General features: G+C 63.5%; 31 protein-coding genes. 6 read left to right on the forward strand and 25 right to left on the reverse strand.

Annotated features, from left to right (window positions below):
• Positions 1 to 702 (forward strand): cation diffusion facilitator family transporter (locus EJC47_RS12855; protein ID WP_148110551.1); only part of this gene is annotated, 702 nt, incomplete at its 5' end.
• A 13-nt stretch (positions 703 to 715) separates the two neighbouring features.
• Here the strand turns inward: EJC47_RS12855 and EJC47_RS12860 are convergent.
• Both EJC47_RS12860 and EJC47_RS12865 read right to left on the reverse strand, forming a co-directional pair.
• Positions 716 to 904 carry a hypothetical protein gene (locus EJC47_RS12860; protein WP_126848226.1) on the reverse strand — a complete coding sequence of 63 codons (189 nt, stop codon included), beginning with the start codon at positions 902 to 904 and terminating at the stop codon, positions 716 to 718.
• Between the two features lie 99 nt (positions 905 to 1,003).
• Positions 1,004 to 2,020, reverse strand: coding sequence for a polyprenyl synthetase family protein (locus tag EJC47_RS12865; protein WP_126848228.1), 1,017 nt, complete (start codon positions 2,018 to 2,020; stop codon positions 1,004 to 1,006).
• Positions 2,021 to 2,124: 104 nt separating this feature from the next.
• Here EJC47_RS12865 and EJC47_RS12870 point away from each other — a divergent pair, with 104 nt between their 5' ends.
• On the forward strand, positions 2,125 to 2,418 hold the full coding sequence (locus EJC47_RS12870; protein WP_033963630.1) for a chorismate mutase: 294 nt from the start codon (positions 2,125 to 2,127) through the stop codon (positions 2,416 to 2,418).
• Here the strand turns inward: EJC47_RS12870 and EJC47_RS12875 are convergent.
• The 5 genes from EJC47_RS12875 to EJC47_RS12895 all read right to left on the reverse strand — a co-directional run bounded on the left by EJC47_RS12875 (position 2,415) and on the right by EJC47_RS12895 (position 7,118).
• Positions 2,415 to 3,632: a histidine-type phosphatase gene (locus EJC47_RS12875; protein WP_126848230.1), complete on the reverse strand. Its 1,218-nt coding sequence runs from the start codon at positions 3,630 to 3,632 to the stop codon at positions 2,415 to 2,417. The genes EJC47_RS12870 and EJC47_RS12875 overlap by 4 nt on opposite strands.
• A gap of 77 nt (positions 3,633 to 3,709) precedes the next feature.
• The gene (locus EJC47_RS12880) at positions 3,710 to 5,011 is read right to left on the reverse strand and encodes a sensor histidine kinase (protein ID WP_081988597.1); all 1,302 of its coding nucleotides are present in this window, start codon (positions 5,009 to 5,011) and stop codon (positions 3,710 to 3,712) included.
• Positions 5,012 to 5,270: 259 nt separating this feature from the next.
• The gene (locus EJC47_RS12885) at positions 5,271 to 5,693 is read right to left on the reverse strand and encodes a flagellar protein FlgN (protein ID WP_126848232.1); all 423 of its coding nucleotides are present in this window, start codon (positions 5,691 to 5,693) and stop codon (positions 5,271 to 5,273) included.
• A complete protein-coding gene (locus EJC47_RS12890; protein ID WP_126848234.1) occupies positions 5,683 to 5,985 on the reverse strand; it encodes a rod-binding protein in 303 nt (100 codons plus the stop codon). The genes EJC47_RS12885 and EJC47_RS12890 overlap by 11 nt, the downstream gene beginning before the upstream one ends.
• Positions 5,982 to 7,118, reverse strand: coding sequence for a flagellar basal body P-ring protein FlgI (locus EJC47_RS12895; RefSeq protein WP_126848236.1), 1,137 nt, complete (start codon positions 7,116 to 7,118; stop codon positions 5,982 to 5,984). The genes EJC47_RS12890 and EJC47_RS12895 overlap by 4 nt, the downstream gene beginning before the upstream one ends.
• A 53-nt stretch (positions 7,119 to 7,171) precedes the next feature.
• Here EJC47_RS12895 and EJC47_RS12900 point away from each other — a divergent pair, with 53 nt between their 5' ends.
• Positions 7,172 to 7,588, forward strand: a complete 417-nt coding sequence (locus EJC47_RS12900; protein ID WP_033963634.1) for a flagellar assembly protein FliX — start codon at positions 7,172 to 7,174, stop codon at positions 7,586 to 7,588.
• 3 nt (positions 7,589 to 7,591) lie between these two features.
• On the opposite strand, the gene flhB is transcribed toward EJC47_RS12900, so the two are convergent.
• From flhB to flgC, 5 genes are read right to left on the reverse strand one after another with little or no spacing between them, the layout of a single operon-like run.
• Positions 7,592 to 8,650, reverse strand: coding sequence for a flagellar biosynthesis protein FlhB (gene flhB / locus EJC47_RS12905; protein WP_126848239.1), 1,059 nt, complete (start codon positions 8,648 to 8,650; stop codon positions 7,592 to 7,594).
• Between the two features lie 3 nt (positions 8,651 to 8,653).
• Positions 8,654 to 9,439 (reverse strand): flagellar biosynthetic protein FliR, encoded by a 786-nt coding sequence (fliR, locus tag EJC47_RS12910; protein ID WP_126848241.1) that lies wholly within the window; start codon positions 9,437 to 9,439, stop codon positions 8,654 to 8,656.
• A 4-nt stretch (positions 9,440 to 9,443) separates the two neighbouring features.
• Positions 9,444 to 9,707 carry a flagellar biosynthetic protein FliQ gene (locus EJC47_RS12915; protein WP_033963635.1) on the reverse strand — a complete coding sequence of 88 codons (264 nt, stop codon included), beginning with the start codon at positions 9,705 to 9,707 and terminating at the stop codon, positions 9,444 to 9,446.
• A gap of 11 nt (positions 9,708 to 9,718) precedes the next feature.
• Positions 9,719 to 10,039, reverse strand: a complete 321-nt coding sequence (gene fliE / locus EJC47_RS12920) for a flagellar hook-basal body complex protein FliE (protein WP_033963636.1) — start codon at positions 10,037 to 10,039, stop codon at positions 9,719 to 9,721.
• 12 nt (positions 10,040 to 10,051) lie between these two features.
• Positions 10,052 to 10,459, reverse strand: coding sequence for a flagellar basal body rod protein FlgC (flgC, locus tag EJC47_RS12925; protein WP_010404686.1), 408 nt, complete (start codon positions 10,457 to 10,459; stop codon positions 10,052 to 10,054).
• 112 nt (positions 10,460 to 10,571) lie between these two features.
• On the opposite strand from flgC, the gene EJC47_RS12930 reads away from it, so the two are divergent.
• Genes EJC47_RS12930 through fliP form a run of 3 tightly spaced genes read left to right on the forward strand, consistent with a single transcriptional unit; the run spans position 10,572 to position 12,203 of the window.
• On the forward strand, positions 10,572 to 10,808 hold the full coding sequence (locus tag EJC47_RS12930; protein ID WP_033963637.1) for a FliM/FliN family flagellar motor switch protein: 237 nt from the start codon (positions 10,572 to 10,574) through the stop codon (positions 10,806 to 10,808).
• Positions 10,808 to 11,458 (forward strand): flagellar biosynthetic protein FliO, encoded by a 651-nt coding sequence (locus tag EJC47_RS12935; protein WP_126848243.1) that lies wholly within the window; start codon positions 10,808 to 10,810, stop codon positions 11,456 to 11,458. Before EJC47_RS12930 ends, EJC47_RS12935 begins: the two co-directional genes overlap by 1 nt.
• The gene (gene fliP / locus EJC47_RS12940) at positions 11,451 to 12,203 is read left to right on the forward strand and encodes a flagellar type III secretion system pore protein FliP (protein ID WP_033963639.1); all 753 of its coding nucleotides are present in this window, start codon (positions 11,451 to 11,453) and stop codon (positions 12,201 to 12,203) included. Before EJC47_RS12935 ends, fliP begins: the two co-directional genes overlap by 8 nt.
• Before the next feature lie 49 nt (positions 12,204 to 12,252).
• On the opposite strand, the gene EJC47_RS12945 is transcribed toward fliP, so the two are convergent.
• From EJC47_RS12945 to motA, 13 genes are read right to left on the reverse strand one after another with little or no spacing between them, the layout of a single operon-like run.
• Entirely contained in the window at positions 12,253 to 12,894 is a 642-nt protein-coding gene (locus EJC47_RS12945; protein ID WP_126848246.1) for a PilZ domain-containing protein, read from the reverse strand.
• Positions 12,895 to 12,950: 56 nt separating this feature from the next.
• Positions 12,951 to 13,403 carry a hypothetical protein gene (locus EJC47_RS12950; RefSeq protein ID WP_033963644.1) on the reverse strand — a complete coding sequence of 151 codons (453 nt, stop codon included), beginning with the start codon at positions 13,401 to 13,403 and terminating at the stop codon, positions 12,951 to 12,953.
• Positions 13,404 to 13,416: 13 nt separating this feature from the next.
• Entirely contained in the window at positions 13,417 to 14,247 is an 831-nt protein-coding gene (locus EJC47_RS12955; protein ID WP_033963646.1) for a flagellar motor protein MotB, read from the reverse strand.
• Between the two features lies 1 nt (position 14,248).
• A complete protein-coding gene (locus EJC47_RS12960) occupies positions 14,249 to 14,581 on the reverse strand; it encodes a hypothetical protein (RefSeq protein ID WP_033963647.1) in 333 nt (110 codons plus the stop codon).
• The gene (locus EJC47_RS12965) at positions 14,581 to 15,108 is read right to left on the reverse strand and encodes a chemotaxis protein CheD (RefSeq protein WP_126848248.1); all 528 of its coding nucleotides are present in this window, start codon (positions 15,106 to 15,108) and stop codon (positions 14,581 to 14,583) included. The genes EJC47_RS12960 and EJC47_RS12965 overlap by 1 nt, the downstream gene beginning before the upstream one ends.
• A 4-nt stretch (positions 15,109 to 15,112) precedes the next feature.
• Positions 15,113 to 15,502: a response regulator gene (locus EJC47_RS12970; protein ID WP_010404669.1), complete on the reverse strand. Its 390-nt coding sequence runs from the start codon at positions 15,500 to 15,502 to the stop codon at positions 15,113 to 15,115.
• Positions 15,502 to 16,542 carry a protein-glutamate methylesterase/protein-glutamine glutaminase gene (locus tag EJC47_RS12975; protein WP_126848250.1) on the reverse strand — a complete coding sequence of 347 codons (1,041 nt, stop codon included), beginning with the start codon at positions 16,540 to 16,542 and terminating at the stop codon, positions 15,502 to 15,504. Before EJC47_RS12975 ends, EJC47_RS12970 begins: the two co-directional genes overlap by 1 nt.
• Entirely contained in the window at positions 16,539 to 17,375 is an 837-nt protein-coding gene (locus EJC47_RS12980; RefSeq protein ID WP_260591567.1) for a CheR family methyltransferase, read from the reverse strand. The genes EJC47_RS12975 and EJC47_RS12980 overlap by 4 nt, the downstream gene beginning before the upstream one ends.
• A 44-nt stretch (positions 17,376 to 17,419) precedes the next feature.
• Positions 17,420 to 17,926 (reverse strand): chemotaxis protein CheW, encoded by a 507-nt coding sequence (locus EJC47_RS12985; protein WP_010404666.1) that lies wholly within the window; start codon positions 17,924 to 17,926, stop codon positions 17,420 to 17,422.
• Positions 17,923 to 20,082, reverse strand: a complete 2,160-nt coding sequence (locus tag EJC47_RS12990) for a chemotaxis protein CheA (RefSeq protein ID WP_126848254.1) — start codon at positions 20,080 to 20,082, stop codon at positions 17,923 to 17,925. The genes EJC47_RS12985 and EJC47_RS12990 overlap by 4 nt, the downstream gene beginning before the upstream one ends.
• Entirely contained in the window at positions 20,079 to 20,444 is a 366-nt protein-coding gene (locus EJC47_RS12995; RefSeq protein WP_033963654.1) for a response regulator, read from the reverse strand. Before EJC47_RS12995 ends, EJC47_RS12990 begins: the two co-directional genes overlap by 4 nt.
• Positions 20,441 to 20,815, reverse strand: a complete 375-nt coding sequence (locus EJC47_RS13000) for an STAS domain-containing protein (RefSeq protein WP_405052977.1) — start codon at positions 20,813 to 20,815, stop codon at positions 20,441 to 20,443. Before EJC47_RS13000 ends, EJC47_RS12995 begins: the two co-directional genes overlap by 4 nt.
• Positions 20,742 to 21,626 carry a flagellar motor stator protein MotA gene (gene motA / locus EJC47_RS13005; protein WP_033963657.1) on the reverse strand — a complete coding sequence of 295 codons (885 nt, stop codon included), beginning with the start codon at positions 21,624 to 21,626 and terminating at the stop codon, positions 20,742 to 20,744. The genes EJC47_RS13000 and motA overlap by 74 nt, the downstream gene beginning before the upstream one ends.
• Between the last annotated feature and the right edge of the window lie 15 nt (positions 21,627 to 21,641).

A 21,641-nucleotide genomic window follows, 5' to 3' on the forward strand; every position in this document is an offset into this window, starting at 1 on the left:
GGACGGCGCGCGGCATCGAAGCGCTTCACCTATGGGCTGAAGGGCTCGACCATTCTGGCGGCCTTGCTCAACGCACTGCTATTGTTGGTCGCGCTCGGCGCGATCCTGCTCGAGGCGGTGCAGCGGCTGGCGATGCCCGCGCCGGTGGACGGGCCGACGGTGGCGTGGGTCGCCGGAGCCGGGATCCTGGTCAATGGTGCGACCGCGCTGCTGTTCCTGCGCGGTCGTGAGGGCGATATCAACATTCGCGGTGCCTATCTCCACATGGCGAGCGATGCGATGGTATCGGCCGGGGTGGTCGTGTCGGGGCTGGTAATCTGGTGGACCGGGCTGACCTGGATCGATCCTGTGGTCAGCATCGTCATCGCGGTGCTGATTTTCCTGCAAACCTGGGGCCTGCTGCGCGAATCGGTCGAGATGGCGCTGGCGGCGGTGCCGCGCAGCATCGATTCGGACAAGGTGTGGGACGCACTGCGCGCGCTGCCAGGCGTCGCGCGTGTCCACCACGTTCATATCTGGCCGATGAGCACGACTGAGACCGTGCTGACCGCGCATCTGGTGATACCGGCGGGCCATCCGGGCGACGCCTTCCTGGATACGACGCGCGCTATGCTCAAGGGCCGTTTCGGCATCGGCCATGCGACGTTGCAGGTGGAATTGTCCGGCGCTGAAGCAGGCGATGCCGAGGTGCGTGGCTGCTAGACGTCTCCGACGGTCAATGCCGCCATGCCGCCATTACGGCATCAAACAGCGTGACGCCCGCCAGCGGGCCGACCAACAGCATCACCAGGTTGAAACCGATAATCCACGCTGCGATGCTTTCCCGACGCGGGTTTGGCGTCGGTGCGGGCTTGGCTTCCCAGCGCTCAGGGGGCGGCCAGCCATTTTGGAAATCGACGAACATCTCCGACGCTCCTGCAGTCCGGCACTGAAGGTACCGGAAAGGAGGCGGTGCGACAAATGCGGATCGGCGACAACGGAGCCGAATCGCCGTGACTGACGCTCAATAGGCGCGTGCGATCGCGAACTCGACGGCTTCGACCATCGCATCCTTGGCTTTGCCATTGCCAAAGATGCCGAGCGCGTCGATCGCGCGTTGCCCGTAATGCCGCGCGCGCGCCAGCGTGTCGTCAACTGCGTGGGTCGAGCGCACCAGGTCGATCGCTCGCACGAAATCCTCGTCGCGGTTACGATGGCCCTCGATTGCCGCCTTCCAGAACGCCCGGTCTTCGGCACCGCCGCGGGCATAAGCAAGGATGACGGGGAGCGTCGCCTTGCCTTCGCGAAAATCGTCGCCCGCGTCTTTGCCCATCGTGCCTGCGTCGGACACGTAATCGATTGCGTCATCGACCAGTTGGAACGCGATGCCGAGATTGCGGCCATAAGAGTCGAGCGCGAGTTCTTCCGCCTCGGGGCGCTCCGCCACCACCGCCGCGACCCGGCACGCCGCAGCGAACAAGGCGGCGGTCTTTGCACCGATGATATCGAGATAGCGTTCCTCGGGGATGTCGACTCGGCGCGCGGCGGTAAGCTGGTTGACTTCGCCCTCGGCGATGATCGCGCTCGCGCCCGCCAGGATCGACAGCACCTTGAGCGAGCCGTCTTCCACCATCAGCTCGAAGGAGCGGCTGAACAGGAAGTCGCCGACCAAAACGCTGGCGGGGTTGCCCCAGATCAGATTGGCGGTGCGCTTTCCCCGGCGCAGATCCGACCCGTCGACGACATCGTCGTGCAGCAGCGTGGCGGTGTGAATGAACTCGACAGCGGCGGCCAACCGGTGGTGGCGCGAGCCGAGATAGCCCAGCAAGCGCGCGCTCGCGAGCGTCAGCATCGGGCGCATACGTTTGCCGCCGCCCGCGATGAGATGACCGGCAAGTTCCGGGATCAGCGGGATTTCCGACTGCATCCGCGACAGGATCACCGCGTTGACCAGATTCAGGTCGCCCGCGACGAGTTGCACCATGGGCTCCAGCGAGGGCTGGGCACGCGAAGGGTCAATGCGGAGAATGGTGGCGCTCATCTGCGCTGCGATGTGGCGGCGTGGCGCGCTAAAGGCAAGTCTTTCTCGGGTTGCGCCAAGCCGCCAGCGCACGCAAAAGAGCGCTGACGCGCGATGAGGAGTGGATGGTGACCGACGAAACGCTGAACGGATACCGCCAGAGCATCGACAATATCGATGCCGCCCTCGTCTTTTTGCTCGCCGAACGCTTCAAGACCACACAGGCGGTCGGTCGCTATAAGGCCGAGGCTGGTTTGCCGCCTGCCGATCCGGGTCGTGAAGAAGCACAGATCGCGCGGTTGCGAGGCCTTGCCCATGATGCGAATCTCGATCCCGATTTCAGCGAGAAGTTCCTCCGCTTCATCATTGACGAGGTCATTCGTCATCACGAGCGCGTCCGCGTTACGGACACACGTTAACCACGAAGCTTTGCCAGAAAATCGGACAGCGTGCACAGGCCATTGATGCCGCGTGCCTTGCAGCCCGCAATTGGTAATACTTTGTGATAGGGTGTCTTGGCCGTCGCCGCGCGCAACTCGGGCAGCGATTGGGCGCGATAGCTGGCGCGGACATAATGGTTGCCCTTGCCGTCGGTCAGCCGTTCCAATTGGATGGCCCCACCTGGTACGGGATCATCCGCTGCAATCCCGGGGACGTTCCAGTGCAGGCCTAGCACTCCGGCAAGATTGGCGACGTTCGTATCGTGACCAGCAATCAACGCCACTTTCGGGGCGGTGGGGGCTTCATCGGTAAGCCAGGTCGCGATGCGCGGCGACAGACCGGCCAGATTGCGCGTCGCGATATAAGGTGGTCGCGCCAGCAGCCGGAATTCGAGTGCATGGAAGGCTCCGAAAGCCGCGATGTCGGAAGCGGTGGCGCGGCCCCAGCCGACTTCGTTTGCCGGTTTGCCTTCCGCATATTCCAACAGGAGAATCTGCGCTGCGGTCGACGCACGGTCGAGTGCGCCGCCGAGCTTGGGCCGTGAGGTGGCCGTAGCCGGGCGGATGGTGGTCGGCTCGCGCGCCACGCCGCAAGTCGCGGTCGCGGATCCGCACAACACGCGGTCCAGGCGAATCAGCAGCGGTTTCATGCCGCGCTCGGTCGCGGCGATCCCGCGCGGTCCCACCGCCGCGTCGATGGCGGCACCGGCGCGCGCAGGGTCAAGCGGGGCCTGCCCGCTCTCGATTGGGTTGAACATCGGATCGGGCTCGTCCTGCGGACGATGTTCTATGGTGAGGGAGCAGCCAGGGGCGACGCCCTTGGCATAGCTTGCTGCGGTCGCGATGGTGCGTTGGTCGCTGTCGGCAAGGAGCGCGATGCGGGTGGGGCAGTCGGTCAAGGGCAGCAGCCCCGCTTTAATAAAGCCAATCCGGTCGAAATCGGCCACCGCCACGATCGCGCTGGCACCGTGTTCGGTCAACCAACCGGGCTTGACGCTCCAAGTCGGCCAAGCGGCGGCAGCGGTACCGATCGGCATCGGCTGTGCTTTGGTGGGCGGGCGGATGCCGTGCCGCATCATCAGGACGACGCGATCAACCTGTAACGGGTCAGCTGGCGCTCCGGCAGTCAGCGCGACACCCGCCAGCATTGCGGCCAGCGCGGCCAACGTTCGTCCGGTTCGTGAAGTGCGCATGCGACCATCTCCTTCGGACGCTATGCCGCACAATTATGACAGCATGGCAATCCCTGAAGGGGGGCTCTGGGCTGCTTTCATTGGCCCGGCAGCGTGAAGTAGACTGCCGCGCCGCCCTGGGCGGTGTTTTCGGCGCGGATCGTACCGTGATGCGCAGCTACGATGGATCGGCATACCGATAAGCCGATGCCTAGACCACCTGTGGTTGAGGTCGCCCGCTGATGGAAACGCGCACTATCGGCCTCCGGATCGAAGCCGGGACCATTGTCGATTACGCCGATCTCGACCGTGCCGTCCTGTGTCCGGCGACAGGAAACGGTAATGGTCGGTGACGCGACGCCGCGCAAAGCGGTCGCCGCGTTACGCAGCAAATTCGTCATCACCTGGGTGATCTGCACACCGTCTCCGACGAGCGCGGTGACGCTGGGGTCGATATCATAAATCATCGCGGGCGCGGCACCATCGTGATCGGCGAGCGCAAGTTCGAGCGAGTCCGACAGCACTTCACAAAGGTTGGCATGCTCGTTCGCGACCGTTCCGGTTTCGACCAATTGGCGTGCCTTGGCGATGATCTGAGCCGATCGGGTAATCTGGGTCCGGGCCTGTACGAGGCGACGCAGGATGTCGGCATCTCCCAGCCCGCCGAGCGCCATTTCGGCGGAGGCGATATAGTTTGCGGCGGCGGTGAGCGGCTGCGTCATTTCATGGGCAAGCGTTGAAGCGACAGCGGATGTATCCGACAAGCGCGATAAAGTGGCGATGCGATCGACGAGCCGCGTTTGTTCGACGGCAAGCGCATCGCGAGCACAGGTCGTCTCCCACAGGGTCAGCTCGGTACGCAGACGGTTTTTGGCGATGGCGACGAAGCTGCAGATTGCACGCAGGAACTGCACTTCGGCGCGACTGAATGGCATCGTCGCCTTGCGGCCAAAGCCGAGGGTGCCAAGCAAGGTATCACCCTGCATCAGCGGCGTCCCGACATAAGCGGCGAGCCCGATTGCGCGGGCATAAGCGAGCCGCGCGTCCTTTGAGCCGCGAACCCGATTGAAAACATGCGGCGCGCGATCCGCAGCCACCAGCCCGCACGGACCTTGACCGAGGGCAAGATGGGAAGCCGCTCCGCTTTGCGTCGGGGTCAGGCCGCCATGTTCTTCGAGGATGAGGCCATTCCTGCCATCGTAACGATAGCAGAAATACACACTCAGGTTCAGCTTGACGCGGACTGACTCAAAAAGGGCGTTCAGCATCGACGACGTATCGGAGGCGCAAAGAATTCGTGCGGCGCAATCCGCCAAGAGTCCCAGATAAGGACTAACGCCATCATCATTCGAAGGAATGATACCGTTGTCATATAACCGTAAGGCGCTGCTGGATCGCATCGATATTTCCTCTCTGCGATCCCGGATGCCACGGTTTTATAACAATAAAAAGCGGCGAATGCCGCGTTGGCATCGTCTTATAGTATGAAAATTGGCCGATTTGGCCCGAATTTTTCGAGGAGCCTTGGTTGGATGTCGCTTTTATACAATTTATCCGGTCACATCGTGGAAACAAAACGCGTGTTCGAACGTACGCGCGAAGATCGGGATGTGAGTCGGTCTTGCGGTGTCGACAGACCGACCCCGCTCGGAAATTGCGCTAGAGGCGTGCGTTGATCGAGATCGGCGCGGGCAAGTCGATCCGCATCATGTCGCCTGACGCGCCATAGGTAGAACTTCGTTTTCCCGTAGCGCGCTGTGCTTCTGCTGCGATCGCGCGCATCAAGTCGCTCGAAAACGCGATCTGCCGCTCCAAAATCTGCGCGTTGACGATCGAGGCGTCGCGTAAATGCCCGAAGACAAGCGCCATTTCGGCACGCTGTTCCTCGGACAGGGCATCGGCCCAATCGGGAGTTTCGCGCTCCCGCTTCGTAACTTCGGCCTCGATTTGTCCAGCCAACCGCAATTTCGCCGCGACGAGTTCTGCCAAGCCCTGCAAGCGGCCGCTTCGGGTCAGCGCCTCGCTCTCCTGCTCCATCAAGTGCGAGAGCGACGTCACAAGATCGATCAGGTCATCGTCCATTGTCAGCATTTTCCTGCATTTTTAGAATTTGAGCGAGCACCGCCGGGGCAAGGCCGACGCCGCCCTTTTGGGCAATTGCAGTCCCGAGCTTTTCAGCGAGAACACCGCGAAACATTTCCTCGCCATGCCCCCCGGAAAACTCGCCGGTCTGCACGCTTTCGAACATCAATTGCGTCATCTGTCCGAGGAACACCGCCTCAAAGGACTGGGCGGTGGCCTTTTGCGCGGGCGTTGCGGCCTTGGCGGGTGCCGCGCCAACGGTCGCAGCAGGAGTCGGGATTTCGATCGTCATTGGACCTCAATGTCGGCCTGGAGCGCGCCTGCACTCTTCACCGCCTGCAAAATGGTGATGAGGTCACGAGGGGAAACGCCGAGCGCGTTCAACCCGCTGACCAGCGTCTTGAGCGATGCGCCTCCGCCGATCAGCGCGAGATGGGCGTCGTTACCGTCGTTGACCGATACCTGCGTGCGCGGGACGACCGTCGTCTGGCCGCTGGAAAGCGGACCCGGCTGCGACACTTGCGGAGTTTCGGTGACGCTGATGGTCAGCCCACCCTGCGCCACCGCGACCGAGCTTATCCGTACGTCCGCGCCCATTACGACGGTGCCGGACGCTTCGTTGATGACGATCCGCGCCGGCTGATCGACATCGACGTCGATCGTCTCGATCTGTGTCATCAGATCGACGACCGAACCCTGAAAGCCTCCGCGCTGCGCGATTTCGACGGTGGCGGGGTCGAGCATCTCGGCCGTCCCCGAGAAACGGCCGTTGATCGCGGTCACGATTCGCTGCGCCGTCGTAAAGTCGGGGTTTTTCAGTGCGAGCTTCAGACTGGTCGCGGTGCGTAGCGCAAACGGCACCTCGCGCTCGACGATCGCGCCGCCGGCGATCCGTGCCGAGGTCGAAACACCGCGGCTGATGCTGGCGGCGGCCCCTTGCGCCTTGAAGCCCGATACCGCGACCGGGCCCTGTGCGACGGCGTAGATTTCCCCATCAAGCGCGCGCAGCGACGAAGCGATCAGCGTGCCGCCCTGCAGGCTCGAAGCATCGCCGAGCGCCGCGACCTGAACGTCGATGCTGGAGCCGGTGCGCGAAAAGGGTGGCATCGACGCGGTGATCGACACCGCCGCGACATTCTGGGTCTTCATGTCGGAGCCCCGGATGTTGACGCCCATGCGTTCGAGCATCGCCTGCATCGATTCCTCGGTGAAGGGCGAATTGCGCATCCGGTCGCCGGTGCCGGCCAGGCCGACGACGAGGCCATATCCGACCAGTTGGTTGGGCCGGACATTCTCGACATTGACGATATCCTTGATCCGCGTTCGCGCGATGCCGGGCGATACGCAACCGAGCACAACCGCAAGCGTCGCGGACGCGCGCAGCCCTTGTCGGATAAAGCGGCGAATTCGTGGAAAAGATCTCATGAATCTCTTATAGGATAGGTATGGCCGATGACGGTCTGGAGGTGTAAGTTTCGGTGCGGATCGATGCCCTGACAGTGCCGGTGACACGGACCCTGCTCTTGGGCGCGTTGCCCAAGGCGGCGGCGCAGTTCGCCGCGCAGGAATTGCATCCCCACGCCGTGCAGGCACCGACCCCCGCACCGACCGCGCCGGCGATGCCAAGCGTTGAAATGCTGGTTACGCTGGCGATGAACGAAGCGCCGATCGAGCGCCGCCGCCGGATTGCCCGCGACGCGAGCCGTGGCCTCGACATGCTCGAGCGGCTGCACCAGGAGTTGCTGGTCGGTGTTGCGGCACCGACGCGCTTGCGCGAGATCGTCGAGTGGGCGCAAACGACCGAGCAACCCGAAGATCCGGTGCTGGCGCAGATCTTCCACGACATTGACGTCCGCGTTCGCGTCGAACTGGCGAAGCACGACATCGAGGTGTAAGGCTCAGCGCCCGCGGGCGAGGCGCAAAACGTAGCTGATGATTTCGGCGACTGCGGCAAAATGCTCGGTCGGGATCGGGCGATCCAGTTCCGCGCTGGCGTAGAGCGCGCGCGCGAGCGCGACATTCTCGACGATCGGCACGCCATTGGCGGTCGCGATCTCGCGGATCTTGGCGGCGATCGCGTCGACGCCCTTGGCCACCACAATCGGCGCGGCCATAGCGCCGTGATCATATTTCAGCGCAACCGCATAATGGGTCGGATTGGTTATGATCACGCTGGCATCGGGCACGGCGGACATCATCCGGCTGCGCGCGCGCTGCATCTGGATCGCGCGGATCTTGCTCTTGATCAGCGGGTCGCCATCCTGTTCCTTATGCTCGTCCTTAATCTCCTGCAGCGACATTTTCATGCGGTTGGTGAACGACCAGCGCTGATAGACGAAATCGAAAATGGCGAGCGCGGCGACCAGGATCGCCACCGCCTTGATCATGGCGAGCACGACCCCGACTGCGGCGGCGGTGACCGCAGCCGGATCGGCACCGACCAACTGGTCCAGGCCGACAATCTTGGGCCAGATGACATTGGTCGCAATGACGATGACGCCGGTCATCTTGGCGAGCGTCTTGCCGAATTCGATCAGCGCGCGCGGGCCGAACATGCGGCCTAGGCCCGAAAACGGGTTGAGCTTCGACCATTGCGGTTTGAGCCGGGCGAGCGCGAAGCTTGGTCGCCCCTGCAACACACCGCCAAGCAGCGCGAACACGAACAACACGCCCAGCAACGGTGCCACCGCCAGGCCGACCGCACCGAGAAGACCGATTGCGAAATTTTCGGCCCCTTGCGGATTGAACAGATAATCGTCCGCGCCGCCCCACAACCGCACGAAGATGACGCCGAGCTGTTGCACCGTATAGGTGCCCATACCGCCGACCACGACGATGGCAGCGGCGAACATGGCCGCGTGCTTCATCTCGGGCGACGACGGCATGTCGCCCTTGGCACGCGCGTCGGCGAGCTTCTTTTCGGTGGGATCGAAGGTTTTCTGGTCGTTGTCGGCCACGCTTTAGTTCCAGCTTGTCTGCATATAGGCGGCCATCGCCTGCGCGAAGCCGGTCAGCAGTCCGCCCAGCGTCATCGCCATCACCGCCAGGCCGAGCAGGATGTTGAGCGGCTGGACGATGAAGAAGAGCTGGATCGCAGGCGCAATCCGGGTCGAGAGGCCAAGCGCGACGTTGAACACGATGCCGTAAACCAGCAACGGGGCCGACAAGCCGATTCCCAGCGTCATCGCGCGCGCCACCGCGTCGAGCGCGGCGCGCAGGAAATCATGCGCTGGTGGCATGCCGCCGATCGGGAAGGTGCGATAGGATTCGACAATCGCGCCAATCCACAAATGGTGGACGTGCATCGACATGCACACCACGGCGGCGGCGACGGTCACGAACTTGGACAGCAACGCCGCTTGGCCGCCCTGTGAGGCATCATAAAGCAACGCCGAGGACAGGCCGATTTGCGAGCTGATGATCGATCCCGCCATCGACACCGCGCTGAACACGATCTTGACCAGCGCGCCGATCGCGAGCCCGGTAATCAGTTCTGCCAGCAGTACCGCCGGCAGCGCCCCGCCCGCCGCGGCCGCCGTGCGCATCAACGGTCCGAGCACGCCCCACAGGCCGATGCTCATGCCCAGCGCGATCATCAGGCGGATCCGCCCGGGCACCGCATCCTCCGAAAAGACCGGGAGCAGCATCAACACCGTGCCGACGCGCGCGAACAGGATGAGGAACGCGGTCGCCTGCACATCGAGATGCGACAGGTCGAACGATGGCGGGGCGAGGGGGGCGAGCACCCTTTCAGCCAGCGATGATCATGCCGCTGATCCGCGCCATGAAATCGGACAGCGCACCGCCGATCATCGGCAGGCACAGCAGCATCACCACGCCCATGGCGATGATCTTGGGAACGAAGGTCAGCGTCATTTCCTGGATCTGGGTCAGCGCCTGCAACAGGCCGATCGCGACGCCGACGATCAACGAGGTGATCAGCAGCGGTCCGACGATCGTCATCACCAGAATCAAGGAAGCGCGGGCAAGCTCCATCGCGGCGAGCGCATCCATTGGCGTGTGCCTCAGATCTGCATGCGCATGATGTCGGAATAGGCGTTCACGACGCGATCGCGCACTGCGACCATCGTGTCGAGCGCGGTTTCGGCCGATCCGATCGCGGTCACCACGTCGATCAAGTCGCCCTTGCCCGCGACTTGCTTGGCCGAGGCGCTTTCGGCGGCACGCAATTGCGTCGAGGTGTCGGAGATCATCGCCTCGACCATGCCGCCAAAGCCGCCCGATGCGCCGGGCGCGGTTTCCTTGGTCGAGCCGGTCTTGAGCGTGTTGCCAAGGCCAAGCGTACGGCCATAGGCCGAGCTGGCGTCGAGAGATCCGATGGACATTGTCGCTCTTCCTTATTTCAGCAAATCGATGGTGCGCATCGTCAGGTTCTTGGCTGCTTCGATGGCGTTGAGGTCGGCTTCGTAGGAGCGCTGCGCGTCCTTCATGTCGGCGGCCTCGAGCAGGGGATTGACGTTGGGCTTCAGGACGTACCCCTGAGCGTCCGCAGCCGGGCTGCCCGGCATGTAGACCTTGGTGAAGGCGGTCTTGTCGGCGTCGACGCTGGAAATCTTGACGGCGGTTCCGCCATTCGCCCGGTCGACTTCGGCCTGAAAGCTGACGACCCGGCGGCGATAGGGATCGCCACCGGCGGTGCGCGACACCGAATCCTGGTTGGCAAGATTTTCCGCGATCACCCGCATCCGCAGCGACTGCGCGCGCAAACCCGATGCCGATACTGCCAACGATGTCTTGAGATCCATGAAGTCGCTCCACCGGCTCCGTGCCGTCACCCCTCCTTCATAGGCAATTATTGCCTAGCCAGACCGTCAATGCGGAAAAATAATCCTATAACTCGGGGGAAGGAGCCGTGCATTGTCCATCCTCGAAGATATCGAAGTCGAGCTGTCGATCGTTCTGGGCTCGGCCCAGGTTCAGATCCGCCAGATCCTGCAAATGAGCCGCGGCGCGATGATCCCGCTCGATTGCGGGCAGGACGACCCGACTTTGGTGTTCGTCAATGGCGAGCTGATCGCCAAGGGCCGGATCCTGGTCAACAGCGAGGAGATGTCGCTGGAAGTGACCGAAATCACGCGCAAGAGCCGCAACTGATGGATGTGCTGTCGCTGCTGCGCACGATGGGGGCGCTCGGGGTCGTGCTTGGCTTGCTCGGCGGTGCGCTGTGGGTGGTGCGGCGCTACAATATCGCCTTGCCGGGGCGCGTTACGCTCGGTCGCGGGCGGCGCTTGGAAGTGGTCGAGCGGGTCACGCTCGACGGGAAACGCTCGCTCGCCCTGGTGCGGCGCGATGGCTGTGAACATCTGATCCTGATCGGCCCGGATGGGCAGATGGTGGTCGAAAGCGGTATCCTGCCGTCTATCCCCTCTGACGGAGCGGCTGCGGTCGGCACCGCGATGGCTGGGGAGGCAATCGCGCAGACGGTAGTCCCTGAAATGGCAGCGCCTGAGCGCGAAGGCCAGGCGTCGGAACCGACGCCTGGAAACAGCAAGGATGCTATCGTCAGCGACGAGACCGCGCCGGAACCCGAAACCGAGTTGCGCACTGCCCTGACGCTGCTGCTCGACCATCTCCAGTCGCGCCGCGACAAAGCGGCCTTGATTCAGGCGTCGCTGTCGCCTTCGCGCGAACCGTCTTTGCCTGTCTCGGCTGTCGCTTCCGCCTCGTCCACGCCGCGTCGTTCGGTGTCGGCATTGCTCGACCATCTGACCGAGCAGCATCATCGGGCGGACGTCGTTGCGTAAGTCGGCCCTGTTTGCGCTCGCCGCAGCTGCGCTGCTGATCCCGGTCGCTGCGCACGCGCAGTCCGCATTGGCCCAATCCGCATTGGGCTTGCCCGGTGCTGGCGCTGGCGGGTCGGTATCGGGCCGGGCGATCCAATTGGTGCTGATGCTGACGGTGTTGAGCCTCGCGCCCGGCATCCTGATGACCGTTACCAGCTTCACCCGCATCGTCGTCGCGCTGTCGCTGTTGCGCACCGGCATCGGTGCCCAGGGCGTGCCGCCGAATCCGGTGATCATCAGTCTCGCGATGTTCCTGTCCTTCTTCGTCATGGCCCCGACCTTCGAAAAGGCGTGGGACCAGGGAATCAAGCCCTATACCGCAGGCAAAATCGCCGAGGAGCAAGCCTTTGCGGCGACCGCCGAGCCGTTCCGGCAATTCATGCTGAAACAGGTGCGCGATGACGATCTGAAGCTGTTTATCGACATGGCGCATGCGAAGCCGACGGCGCGCAAAGACGTCGCGCTGACGACGTTGACCCCGGCCTTCATGATTTCCGAACTGCGCCGCTCGTTCGAGATCGGCTTCTTGTTGCTCCTGCCGTTCCTCGTCATCGATCTGGCCGTGGCCGCGGTATTGATGGCGATGGGCATGATGATGCTGCCCCCGCCGACCATCGCCATGCCGATGAAGATCATCTTCTTCGTGCTGGTCGATGGGTGGGCGCTGGTCGCGGGGTCGCTGGTCAAGAGCTTCGGCACGACGTGAACCCGACCGCCCCCCTCCAGCAAAGGCGGGGGGCTTTGGGGGCGTCGGTTTAATTATTGCGGCTTGCGCCTGCGAGCCACGCCGACAGCTCGGCAAAAGAAATCAATTCGATGAAGGCGACCCCGACATGAAGCTCGTTGCGCCAGCGCACCGAGCACGCGCGCGGGGAAAGTCCAGGGATCGTCAGCGTGGCGGGCGCGTCAAGCGGGATGTCGGTGGACAGCGTCAACCGCGCGCCGCTCTGCGAGAGATTTTCGACCGTGACCGGGCATGACCGACCGAGGCTGCTCAAACGGCCTGGCGCAGCGACGGCGAAGCGCGGGGCCCGGCCGATCGCGGGGATATGGCCCTTTGCCTTTACCACCTGCGGTCGCAAGGTGCTCGCTACATCGATTTCATGGTCGAGCTGGATGCCGACACGCCCTTCGTCGGTCCATACCACGGTTGCCGACAGGCGCTCGCCCGAGCGGAGTTCGATGACGACGGCATCGTCGCGGGTGAGCGGTTGACCTGTCTCCACCAACATGCCGGTCGTCGACACGTTGCGCAATCGGCACAGCGCTTCCTTGCCCGGGCCTAGCTCAAGCTTCGCGGCAATGAGCGTCGTAACGGTTCGCTGCGCGCGTTGGCGCAGTCCCTCCGGTGAGGCGATTGAGGGATCGACCGGTGGGTGAGGTTCAATAGAGGTCATGATCGTCTCTCATGAAAAAAAAGAGTATCCCCTCTTTTTATAGGATGATCGACCCGTCAGGCGGGCTCGGCGCGTGTTATTGCGATGCGCTTGACCGTGCCCTCACCGAATGCCTCGGTCGATGCGGCACGCACCACGTCGCGGAATCCGCCGATATTGGCCAACAGGCCGTCGGGCCCGGTCGCGAGCGGGGTTCGCCAGGTGCGCATGTTGATCGCGTGGAGCATCAGCGGCAGCTTCGACGTCACCATATCGGCCTTGTCGCTCGCGACTTCGAGCGACACGTCGAAATTCACGTAACCAGCGAGGCGACCGTCCGAAAACACCAGCGGAGCGAGGATCTTGGCGCTGGACACAAAGCTGCGCGGCGGTTCTGCTGCCGGTGTCGCAGCGGCCTTGGGTTCGCTGCCGCCCGGTTTGGCGAACAGCAGAACTGCACCATAGCCCGCACCGCCGCCGATCGCGACGCCAAGGATGAGCAGCAACAGCAGGGAGAGCGCGCGTTTCACGAACCGGATCTCCTCAGAATTTGAAGCTGGCGTCGCTGGGCAGCGCAGATTGCTGACCCATCACGACAACCGTAATGCGCCGGTTTTCCGCACGATCGGGCTGTTCGGGATAGACCGGCTGGCTCGCACCCAGCGCAACGATCTCGGCGAAGCGATCGGGCGTCATGCCCGCCGCGATCAACGCCGAGCGCGCGGCGAGCGCGCGCGCGCCGGACAATTGCCAGTTTGCGTCGCTTTGGCCGCCGGTGCCGTCCGTATGCCCTTCGATCGCCAGTTGTGCCGAAGAGCGGGACAGTTTTTCGGCAAGCTTGCCAAGCACTACGCGCGCATACGGGTTGAGCTCCGCCGTGCCGGCGCGAAACATGGACTGTCGGTCATTGTCCATCAGCGTGATGCGAAGGCCGTCGCGAGCCACTGCCAGAGTGACGTTCTTCTGGCCGTCATTGGCTTGCGGCACGCTGTCGATCGCGATCTGCAATTCGGCGGCGACAACGCGTTGCGACGCATCGGGCACATTGGCGGTGCCGCCGCGCGCCGGGCCGGCTGCCGCAATTTCGGTCGAAGTCCTGCCTTTGGAGCGGCTGCCCGCCCCCGATCCTGGTGCGCCGCCTTGCGGGCCTGTGCCGCTGGCGCTGCTGGGCGGGGACGGCGTAAAATATTCGGCCAGGCCCTTCAGCTTCGCTTTGTCGGGGCTCGACAGCAGCCACAGCAGCATGAAGAACGCCATCATCGCGGTCACGAAATCGGCATAAGCCACTTTCCACGCCCCGCCATGATGGCCGCCAGCGATCTTCTTGACCCGTTTGATGATGATCGGGCGATCATTGGCCGCTTTGCCAGCCATGTCAGGTTCCGATCAGCGCGATACGCAGACGTTCCTGCACCGCGCCAAGGCGAACATGCTTGATCGCCTCCACCGAATTTTCGCCAGCCGCGATGCGGTCCATCAGATTGGCGCATTCATCGGCATGTTGGATCAGGTAATCGAAGCTTTGGAGCTGTTCCAGAAAGCTGGTCACGAAGTGTTCGTCCGCGACGAGCACTTCGGCCAACCCTTCCAACTGTTCGCGGATTTCGCGCAGCTCGGCCGCCATCACGCCGTGCAACAGGCCCGAAAACGGGTCGAAGGCTGTGACAGGGGTTCCGTCCTGGGTTGTGATCGAGGGAAGATAGGCCATCAAAACAACTCCAGTTCGCCATCGCTGGGCGGGGCAATGACAGGGACGGGCGCGCGGACGAGGGGGACCGCATCCGAAACGTTTTTGCTGCGGCTCAACCCCTGATAGGGAATGAACTCGACCTTGCGGGCGGAGCGCCCGCCAATGTCGACGTGCCCGATCTCGATTCCTTCGGTTTCAAGGAAGCGACGCGCGAACTCCGCATTTTGCGACCCGATCGAGCCCAGCCCGGCAATGATGTTGGCACCGCCATAGATATGGCCTTTCAGCCGCGCCCGGGACGCGCCCTTGGCCATCATTCCGTTGATCAGCAATTCCATGGCATGGACGCCATAGCGCTGCATCTCGTCGGGCCGCGGTTTGACATCGGCTCCCGGTTCGCCGAGCAGGAAATGATTCATGCCCCCGATCCGAGAGACGCTGTCGTTCAGGCAGACTGCGATGCAGCTGCCGAGAAGGGTCGTCACCATCGTATCCGGTTCGGATACGACGCAATGCTCGCCCTGGATGATGTTGATCCTCCGCATGGCGTCAGGTCAACGCGCCGAAGACGCGCTCAATCTTTTCCTTGAGGGCAGCCGGCGCAAACGGCTTTACGACATAGTTGTTGACGCCGAGGGCTGCCGCCTTTTGTACAAGATCGCGGTCAGAAGAACCGGTCAGCATGATAAAGACGGTCTTCCCGATCACCGGGTCGGCCCGGACTTGCTCGAGAAACTGGAGTCCGTCCATTTCGGGCATGTTGTAATCGGAAATGATGAGATGAACCCGGTCGCTGCGGACCGCGCTCAACGCCTCGGTTGCGCTGCCCTTGTCGCGCACATCCTTGAAGCCGAGATCCTGGAGCGTGCGCCGGATCATGGCGCGCATGCTCGTCTGGTCGTCGACCACCATAACCTTGATCTGTGCAGCGGCAGGCATCAGACAATTCCCAGGGGCTTGGCCCGGCATGCCGCAAGGATCGCCTCGGGCATGGCGGACAGGCTGATTTCTTCCATTACCGCGCCGATTTCCATCGCCGCGCGCGGCATACCGTAGACCACGCAGGTTTGCTGGTTCTGCCCCAGCGTGCGCGCACCGGCGCGTCGCATTTCGAGCAGGCCTTGCGCCCCGTCCGATCCCATGCCGGTCAGGATCACTCCGACCGATCCGGACGCGACCGGACAGAACGAGCGGAACAGAGCGTCGACCGAAGGACGATGGCCGCTGATCGGGTCGGTTTCGCGCAGTTTGATCCGGCGGTCGCCGTTGGTCGCGAGTTCCATATGTGCTTTCCCCCCAGGAGCAATATAGACGGTTCCCTGCTCGACCGGGCTGCCATTGGTCGCTTCCACCACCCTTACGGCACATTCGCCATCGAGGCGTGCCGCGAAGTTGCGGGTGAACGCTGCTGGCATGTGCTGGACGACCAGGATCGGCGGGCTGTCCTTGGGCATCGCCTTCAGCACCGAGAACAGCGCCTCGACGCCGCCGGTGGAAGAACCGATCGCGATGATCGAACCCTTGCCGACGCCACCGCCCTTGGCAGGCGGGAGGTTCGGCGTCGGCCCCGGCCGCACCGAAGCGCGGGCGGCCGCCTTGACCTTCTCGCACAGCAGGGTCGCGTCGCGGGCGATGTCCTCGGGCGTGCCGGTGGGCTTGGCGATATAATCGACCGCCCCCAGGCGCAGCGCCTCGATCGTGACCTCGGCTCCATGCGCCGTCAGCGTCGAACACATCACCACCGGCATGGGCCGCAGGCGCATGACGCGTTCGAGGAAGGACAGGCCATCCATTCCCGGCATTTCGACGTCGAGCGTCAGAACGTCAGGATTGAGCGACTTGATCATTTCGCGTGCGGCAAACGGCTCGGGAGCCATGCCGACGACTTCGATTTCGGGGTCGGCCGACAGCATCATTTTGAGCGTCGCGCGCATCGTGGCGCTGTCGTCGACAATCAGGGTTCGGACACGGCGGGTCATGAGCGGCCCTCGATTTTGGCGTAAATGGTCTGGCCGCTCGATCGCATCTTGGTCGCCGAGACCCCGATGAGACGTTCCGAGTGGCCGATGTAGAGATGTCCCGCTGGCGCAAGTTGATCCACGAAGCGTTCTTCCAACTCAGCCTTCGCCTCTTCGTCGAAATAGATCATCACGTTGCGACAGAAGATCACGTCGTAGAGCTGGCGCAGCGGCCATGGTTCGAACAGGTTCAGCACCTTGGCGGTGACGAGCGCGCGCGCTTCATCGACCATGACGTAATCCTCGCCGTCCTGGCGCATCCACGTCGAGCGATACTCGGCGGGAATGGGGCGGACGGTCGCCGCGTCATAGACGGCGCGCCGGGTGGCTTCGACCACGGGCGGCGACAGATCGGTTGCGAGCAGCCGAACATCGGCGTGCCGCAGCCAGCTTGCCGACGCCCGATCGGGGCCGAGCAAGCACATCGTGATGCTGTACACTTCCTCCCCGCTCGAACATCCTGCCGACCAGATGCGGATCGGGTGCCCCTTGGCAGCCCGTTGCTTCAGTTCAGGCAGAACGACTTTGCGGAAATGGTCGAAGTGATGGACCTCGCGAAAGAAATGCGTGTGATTGGTAGTCAGCGCGACCACCATCGACGCGCGTTCCGTCTCGTCCGACTGCACCATCGCGACATAATCGCGAAAATGCGCCAAGCCGTGTTGCCGAAGCCGCTTGGCCAGTCGAGACTGGACCAGCGTCATCTTGCCCGCGCTAAGCGAGATACGCGCGTCGCTCTGCATGATCGCTGCGATCGCTGCGAAATCCGACGAGGTCAGTTCTGCGTTCGTCATGGTGGTGCCGCCGGCGGGCGCGGCGGGGGCGCCCCCGGCCGCGGTCACGCTACGAGTTCCAGATGGCGGGTCAGCGACAGGCCATCGAGATCAAGCAGCAGGATCATCTGCCCGGTGTCGTCGCCGCGCGCTTCCATCGTCCGCGATTCGACCCGGACCAGGCCCAGGATGACGCTCGGCTCGCCGATTTCGACATCGGGTGCCGGCTGAATTTCCTGGTCGCCGATCGAGACGATGTCGCTGACCTCGTCGACCAGGAAGCCGGCCTGTTTTTCGCCGATCGAGACCACCAGCACGCAGCTCCGCGCATGGATCTTGCTGGGTTCCCAGCCAAGGCGCTCGGCCAGGCCGATGACGGGAACGACGTTGCCGCGCAGGTTGGTGACACCCTTGATGAACGACGGGACGGTCGGCAGCGGAGTCGGCTCTTCCCACTCGCGAATTTCGATCAGCGAGTGCATGTCGATCCCGAAGGTTTGATGGCCCAGCGAGAAGGTCACGATCTTACGGTCGGCCTGCTTGTTCGCGGTGCGATGGTCGAGGGAGCTCATGCTGCGATTCCTTTTGGAGTGAAGCGGTTGAAACTGTTCGAGGCGACCAGTGCCTCGATATCGAGAATAAGGGCGATCGATCCGTCACCCAGGATGGTCGCGCCACCCAGCCCGCGGATCGGGTAGAGGTTCTGGTCGAGGCTCTTGATCACGACCTCGCGACGGTCATCGATCGTGTCGACGATCAGGCCGACATGGCCGGCGCTTTCGCTTTCGACGATCACCACCAGCGAATCTTCCAGGCTGCGGTTGCTACCGGGCAGATCGAAGATGTCCGTCGCACGCTTGACCGGCAGATACTGGCCCCGCATGTCGATCACTTCGTTGGTCGGGCTGGTGCGCTTGACCTGGCCGGGGGCCGGCTGGACGGTCTCGATCACGTTCGCCAGCGGCAGGACGTAGCGTTGCCCGCCAAGGCGAACGATCATCCCGTCGAGAATCGCCAGCGTGAGCGGCAGGATCATCGTGAAGGTCGTGCCTTCGCCGGGGGTGGAGGCGATCTCGACGCGGCCACCCAGTGCCTCGACGTTCGAGCGGACCACATCCATGCCGACGCCACGCCCCGAGATGTTCGAGATTGTCTCGGCCGTCGAGAAGCCGGGCGCGCAGATCAGCTGATCGATCTCTTCGTCGGTCAGTTGCGCATCCGCCTGGATGATGCCCTTTTCGATCGCCTTGGCGCGGACCCGGACGCGATCGATGCCGCGGCCATCATCGGCCACGCGCACGAAGATGCGCGCGCCCTTCTGTTCGGCCGATAGCCGGATCGTGCCTTGGGCTTCCTTACCTTTGGCGATGCGGTCGGCGGGCGGTTCGATGCCGTGGTCGATCGCGTTGCGGATCATGTGGGTCAGCGGGTCGCCGATCTTCTCGATCACGCCCTTGTCCACTTCGGTCGTCTCGCCCGTGGTCTCCAGGATGACCTGCTTCCCGGTTTCGGCCGAGAGATCGCGCAGCATGCGCGGCACGCGGCTGAATGCCTGACGGATCGGCTGCGCGCGCAGCGACATCACGTTGTCCTGGATCTGGCGCGTCAGGCGCGCCAGTTCCGGAAGTTCGACGCGCTGCTGGTCGGCCGGGGTCAAGCGATCCGCGAGGATCGAGTTGCGGATGACCAGTTCGCCGACCAGATTGAGCAGCAAGTCGAGTTTGATCAGGTCGACACGGATGGTCTGCGCGGCGGGTTCGGAAGCGCGCTCGAGCGTTGGCGCGCTTGGCGACGGTGCTGTCGTCGATACCAAAGTGAGCACCGGTGCCGACAGTTCGGGCTCCGCATCGGCAATGTCGTCCGAGGTCTGGTCGAGGGGATCGGTGGCCGCGGCAGAGGTTGCCGGAACAACCGACTCTGCGCGCGCAATGCTCACGAGCGAATCCGGGGCGACGAAATCGAAGCAGTCGGTCAGCGCGGCTTCTTCAATGCTTGCCGGGACGCGGATCGTCCACCGCAGATAGCTCTGCTCGGGTTCCATCTCGCGCAGCGGTGGCAGCGCCGACAGGTCGACACTAACAATGGAGCCCCCAAGCGCTTCGACTTCCCGCACCAGCAGCAGCGGCTCGCCGCCATTGGCCAAGGCGGCGTGCGACGGTGCGAAATCGATGATCCAGTCGGGCTCGACCGGCTCTTCCGTCGCATCGAAGATGTCGAGCGCGACACCAACCGGGCGGAACCCGAATTCGTCCTCGTCGCTTTCCTCGGCCTCCGGCTGGGGCGCGTCGGGCGTGGCGGGCGCGGGTGCGGGTGCGGCGGTAGCACCGCCGCCGACGCCGACGCCTTTTGTCTCCAACACGTTCTCCAGCGCGGCCAGGACGGCAGAATCCTGGGGCAAGGGTGCGGTGCCGCGGGCGGCGGCGACGTGGTCGGTCAGAATGTCGAAGGCCGACAGCATGACATCGGTCACACCGGGCGTCGCGGGAATGCGACCGGCACGTACCTCGTCCATCACGTTTTCAAAACGATGGGCAAAGGCGGTCAGGGCAGCGTGACCGAACGCGCCGGCGCCGCCCTTGATCGAATGCACCGCGCGGAACACGCCGGCAATGGTTTCCGACGACAGGTCGCCCGCGCGCATGGCCGACAGGCCCTGCTCGGCGACGGCCAGCCCTTCAGCGCATTCTTCAAAGAAGATGCCCTGGATTTCGTCCATTTCGTCGCTCATGAGCATACCCGCCGAATGGCGGCTCCCAGTTTTGCCGGGTCGAACGGCTTGGTGATCCACCCCGTCGCGCCAGCCTCGCGGGCGCGCATCTTCTTCTCGTCGGAGAATTCGGTGGACAGCACGAGGATCGGTGTGCCGCGGAAGGCGGGCTCTGCGCGCACCGCCTCCATCAGCTCGAACCCATCCATCTTCGGCATGTTGATGTCGGTGATGAGCAAGTCGGGCTGGACTTCGCGCATGCGCTCAAGCCCATGCTCGCCGTCATTGGCACTTTCGATACGATAGCCTTGTGCGGTCAACGATGCCTTCAGCAGCATACGCATGCTGGCAGAATCATCGACGGTCAGGATCAACTTGCTCACGCCTGGTCTCCGATGGTTTTGATGAGGCCGATCGCGTCGGCAAGACCGCACTTCTCCATTCGTTCGACGAAGGCGGGGCTGGGGTCGATGATGTGAAATTCATGTCCGGCGTCGCGCGCTTCGATGCGCGCGGCGAGCAACACTTGCAGCGCGGCCTGGCCAATGCTCTCGCTCGCGGACGCGTCGATGGTCGTTGCGCCGTCGTCGGCGGCGTTGATGAGCCGAGCGAGCAGATCCTCGGCGGTCACCGTCGTCGCATGCGATGGCAGGTGGATCACCGACGATGCGGTCTCGGGGTCAAGCGGGGGTGGCATTGAGTTCATTTTTCGCCTCGTCGAGTGCGGCTTCGAGCTGCTGGAAGGTTGGGGCATGGGCCGAGGGCGCCATGCGTCGGGCAATTTCCACCGCGACCTGAACGGGCACGTGCTGCGCGTAGGCAACGATCGCGGATTTCGCGACCAGGAAGGGTTTGGAATCGGCTTCGATCACTTCGAGCAGTTTCGATGCGAGCGGGCCGACGATGCAGTAGGACAGCAACACGCCGAGGAAGGTGCCGACCAGCGCGCCGCCGATCATCGCGCCGAGCACTTCGACCGGCTGGTCGATCGAGCCCATTGTCTTGATGACGCCGAGCACGGCGGCGACGATGCCGATTGCGGGCAAGCCGTCGGTCATGATCTGCAGCGCGTGCTGCGGTGCCAGTTCCTCGTGGTGGTGCTTGTCGATATCGGCATCCATTGCCGATTCAAGCTGGTTAGGGTCTTCGAAATTGACCGTCATCATCCGCAGATAGTCGCAGATGAATTCGATCAGGTGATGGTCCTTGAGCAGCCGCGGATAGGGCGAGAACAGCTTGCTCTCCGACGGCGTGTCGAGATGCGGTTCGATCCCGGTCGCGCCACCCTTTTTGAAGGTGGTGAGCAAGCCGAACATCATGGTCAGAAGATCGCGATAGTCGCTCGACTTCCAGCGCTCGCCCTTGAACGCGCGCAGCAAGCCGCCCATCGCCTTCTTGATCGTGCCAAGCGAATTGGCGACGATGAAGGACCCGATCGCTGCGCCCATGATCGCCATCAGCTCGTGCGGCAGCGCTTCCAGCACGACCGCCAGCTTGCCGCCCGAGAGCAGGAAGCTCCCGAACACGCAGCCGAGGATCACTATGAAGCCGATACCGTTCAGCATGATGGATAACGCGTC

Source organism: Sphingomonas sp. TF3, from assembly GCF_003985085.1.
GTDB lineage: Bacteria > Pseudomonadota > Alphaproteobacteria > Sphingomonadales > Sphingomonadaceae > Sphingomonas.

Excerpts from the sequence above, each read along its gene's own strand:
- EJC47_RS12860 (WP_126848226.1), bottom strand. The coding sequence starts at position 904 with ATGTTCGTCGATTTCCAAAATGGCTGGCCGCCCCCTGAGCGCTGGGAA.
- EJC47_RS12865 (WP_126848228.1), bottom strand. The coding sequence starts at position 2,020 with ATGAGCGCCACCATTCTCCGCATTGACCCTTCGCGTGCCCAGCCCTCG.
- EJC47_RS12870 (WP_033963630.1), top strand. The coding sequence starts at position 2,125 with ATGGTGACCGACGAAACGCTGAACGGATACCGCCAGAGCATCGACAAT.
- EJC47_RS12875 (WP_126848230.1), bottom strand. The coding sequence starts at position 3,632 with ATGCGCACTTCACGAACCGGACGAACGTTGGCCGCGCTGGCCGCAATG.
- EJC47_RS12880 (WP_081988597.1), bottom strand. The coding sequence starts at position 5,011 with ATGCGATCCAGCAGCGCCTTACGGTTATATGACAACGGTATCATTCCT.
- EJC47_RS12885 (WP_126848232.1), bottom strand. The coding sequence starts at position 5,693 with ATGGACGATGACCTGATCGATCTTGTGACGTCGCTCTCGCACTTGATG.
- EJC47_RS12890 (WP_126848234.1), bottom strand. The coding sequence starts at position 5,985 with ATGACGATCGAAATCCCGACTCCTGCTGCGACCGTTGGCGCGGCACCC.
- EJC47_RS12895 (WP_126848236.1), bottom strand. The coding sequence starts at position 7,118 with ATGAGATCTTTTCCACGAATTCGCCGCTTTATCCGACAAGGGCTGCGC.
- EJC47_RS12915 (WP_033963635.1), bottom strand. The coding sequence starts at position 9,707 with ATGGATGCGCTCGCCGCGATGGAGCTTGCCCGCGCTTCCTTGATTCTG.
- fliE (WP_033963636.1), bottom strand. The coding sequence starts at position 10,039 with ATGTCCATCGGATCTCTCGACGCCAGCTCGGCCTATGGCCGTACGCTT.
- flgC (WP_010404686.1), bottom strand. The coding sequence starts at position 10,459 with ATGGATCTCAAGACATCGTTGGCAGTATCGGCATCGGGTTTGCGCGCG.
- EJC47_RS12935 (WP_126848243.1), top strand. The coding sequence starts at position 10,808 with ATGGATGTGCTGTCGCTGCTGCGCACGATGGGGGCGCTCGGGGTCGTG.
- EJC47_RS12945 (WP_126848246.1), bottom strand. The coding sequence starts at position 12,894 with ATGACCTCTATTGAACCTCACCCACCGGTCGATCCCTCAATCGCCTCA.
- EJC47_RS12955 (WP_033963646.1), bottom strand. The coding sequence starts at position 14,247 with ATGGCTGGCAAAGCGGCCAATGATCGCCCGATCATCATCAAACGGGTC.
- EJC47_RS12960 (WP_033963647.1), bottom strand. The coding sequence starts at position 14,581 with ATGGCCTATCTTCCCTCGATCACAACCCAGGACGGAACCCCTGTCACA.
- EJC47_RS12965 (WP_126848248.1), bottom strand. The coding sequence starts at position 15,108 with ATGCGGAGGATCAACATCATCCAGGGCGAGCATTGCGTCGTATCCGAA.
- EJC47_RS12970 (WP_010404669.1), bottom strand. The coding sequence starts at position 15,502 with ATGCCTGCCGCTGCACAGATCAAGGTTATGGTGGTCGACGACCAGACG.
- EJC47_RS12975 (WP_126848250.1), bottom strand. The coding sequence starts at position 16,542 with ATGACCCGCCGTGTCCGAACCCTGATTGTCGACGACAGCGCCACGATG.
- EJC47_RS12980 (WP_260591567.1), bottom strand. The coding sequence starts at position 17,375 with ATGACGAACGCAGAACTGACCTCGTCGGATTTCGCAGCGATCGCAGCG.
- EJC47_RS12985 (WP_010404666.1), bottom strand. The coding sequence starts at position 17,926 with ATGAGCTCCCTCGACCATCGCACCGCGAACAAGCAGGCCGACCGTAAG.
- EJC47_RS12990 (WP_126848254.1), bottom strand. The coding sequence starts at position 20,082 with ATGAGCGACGAAATGGACGAAATCCAGGGCATCTTCTTTGAAGAATGC.
- EJC47_RS13000 (WP_405052977.1), bottom strand. The coding sequence starts at position 20,815 with ATGCCCCAACCTTCCAGCAGCTCGAAGCCGCACTCGACGAGGCGAAAA.
- motA (WP_033963657.1), bottom strand. The coding sequence starts at position 21,626 with ATGCTGAACGGTATCGGCTTCATAGTGATCCTCGGCTGCGTGTTCGGG.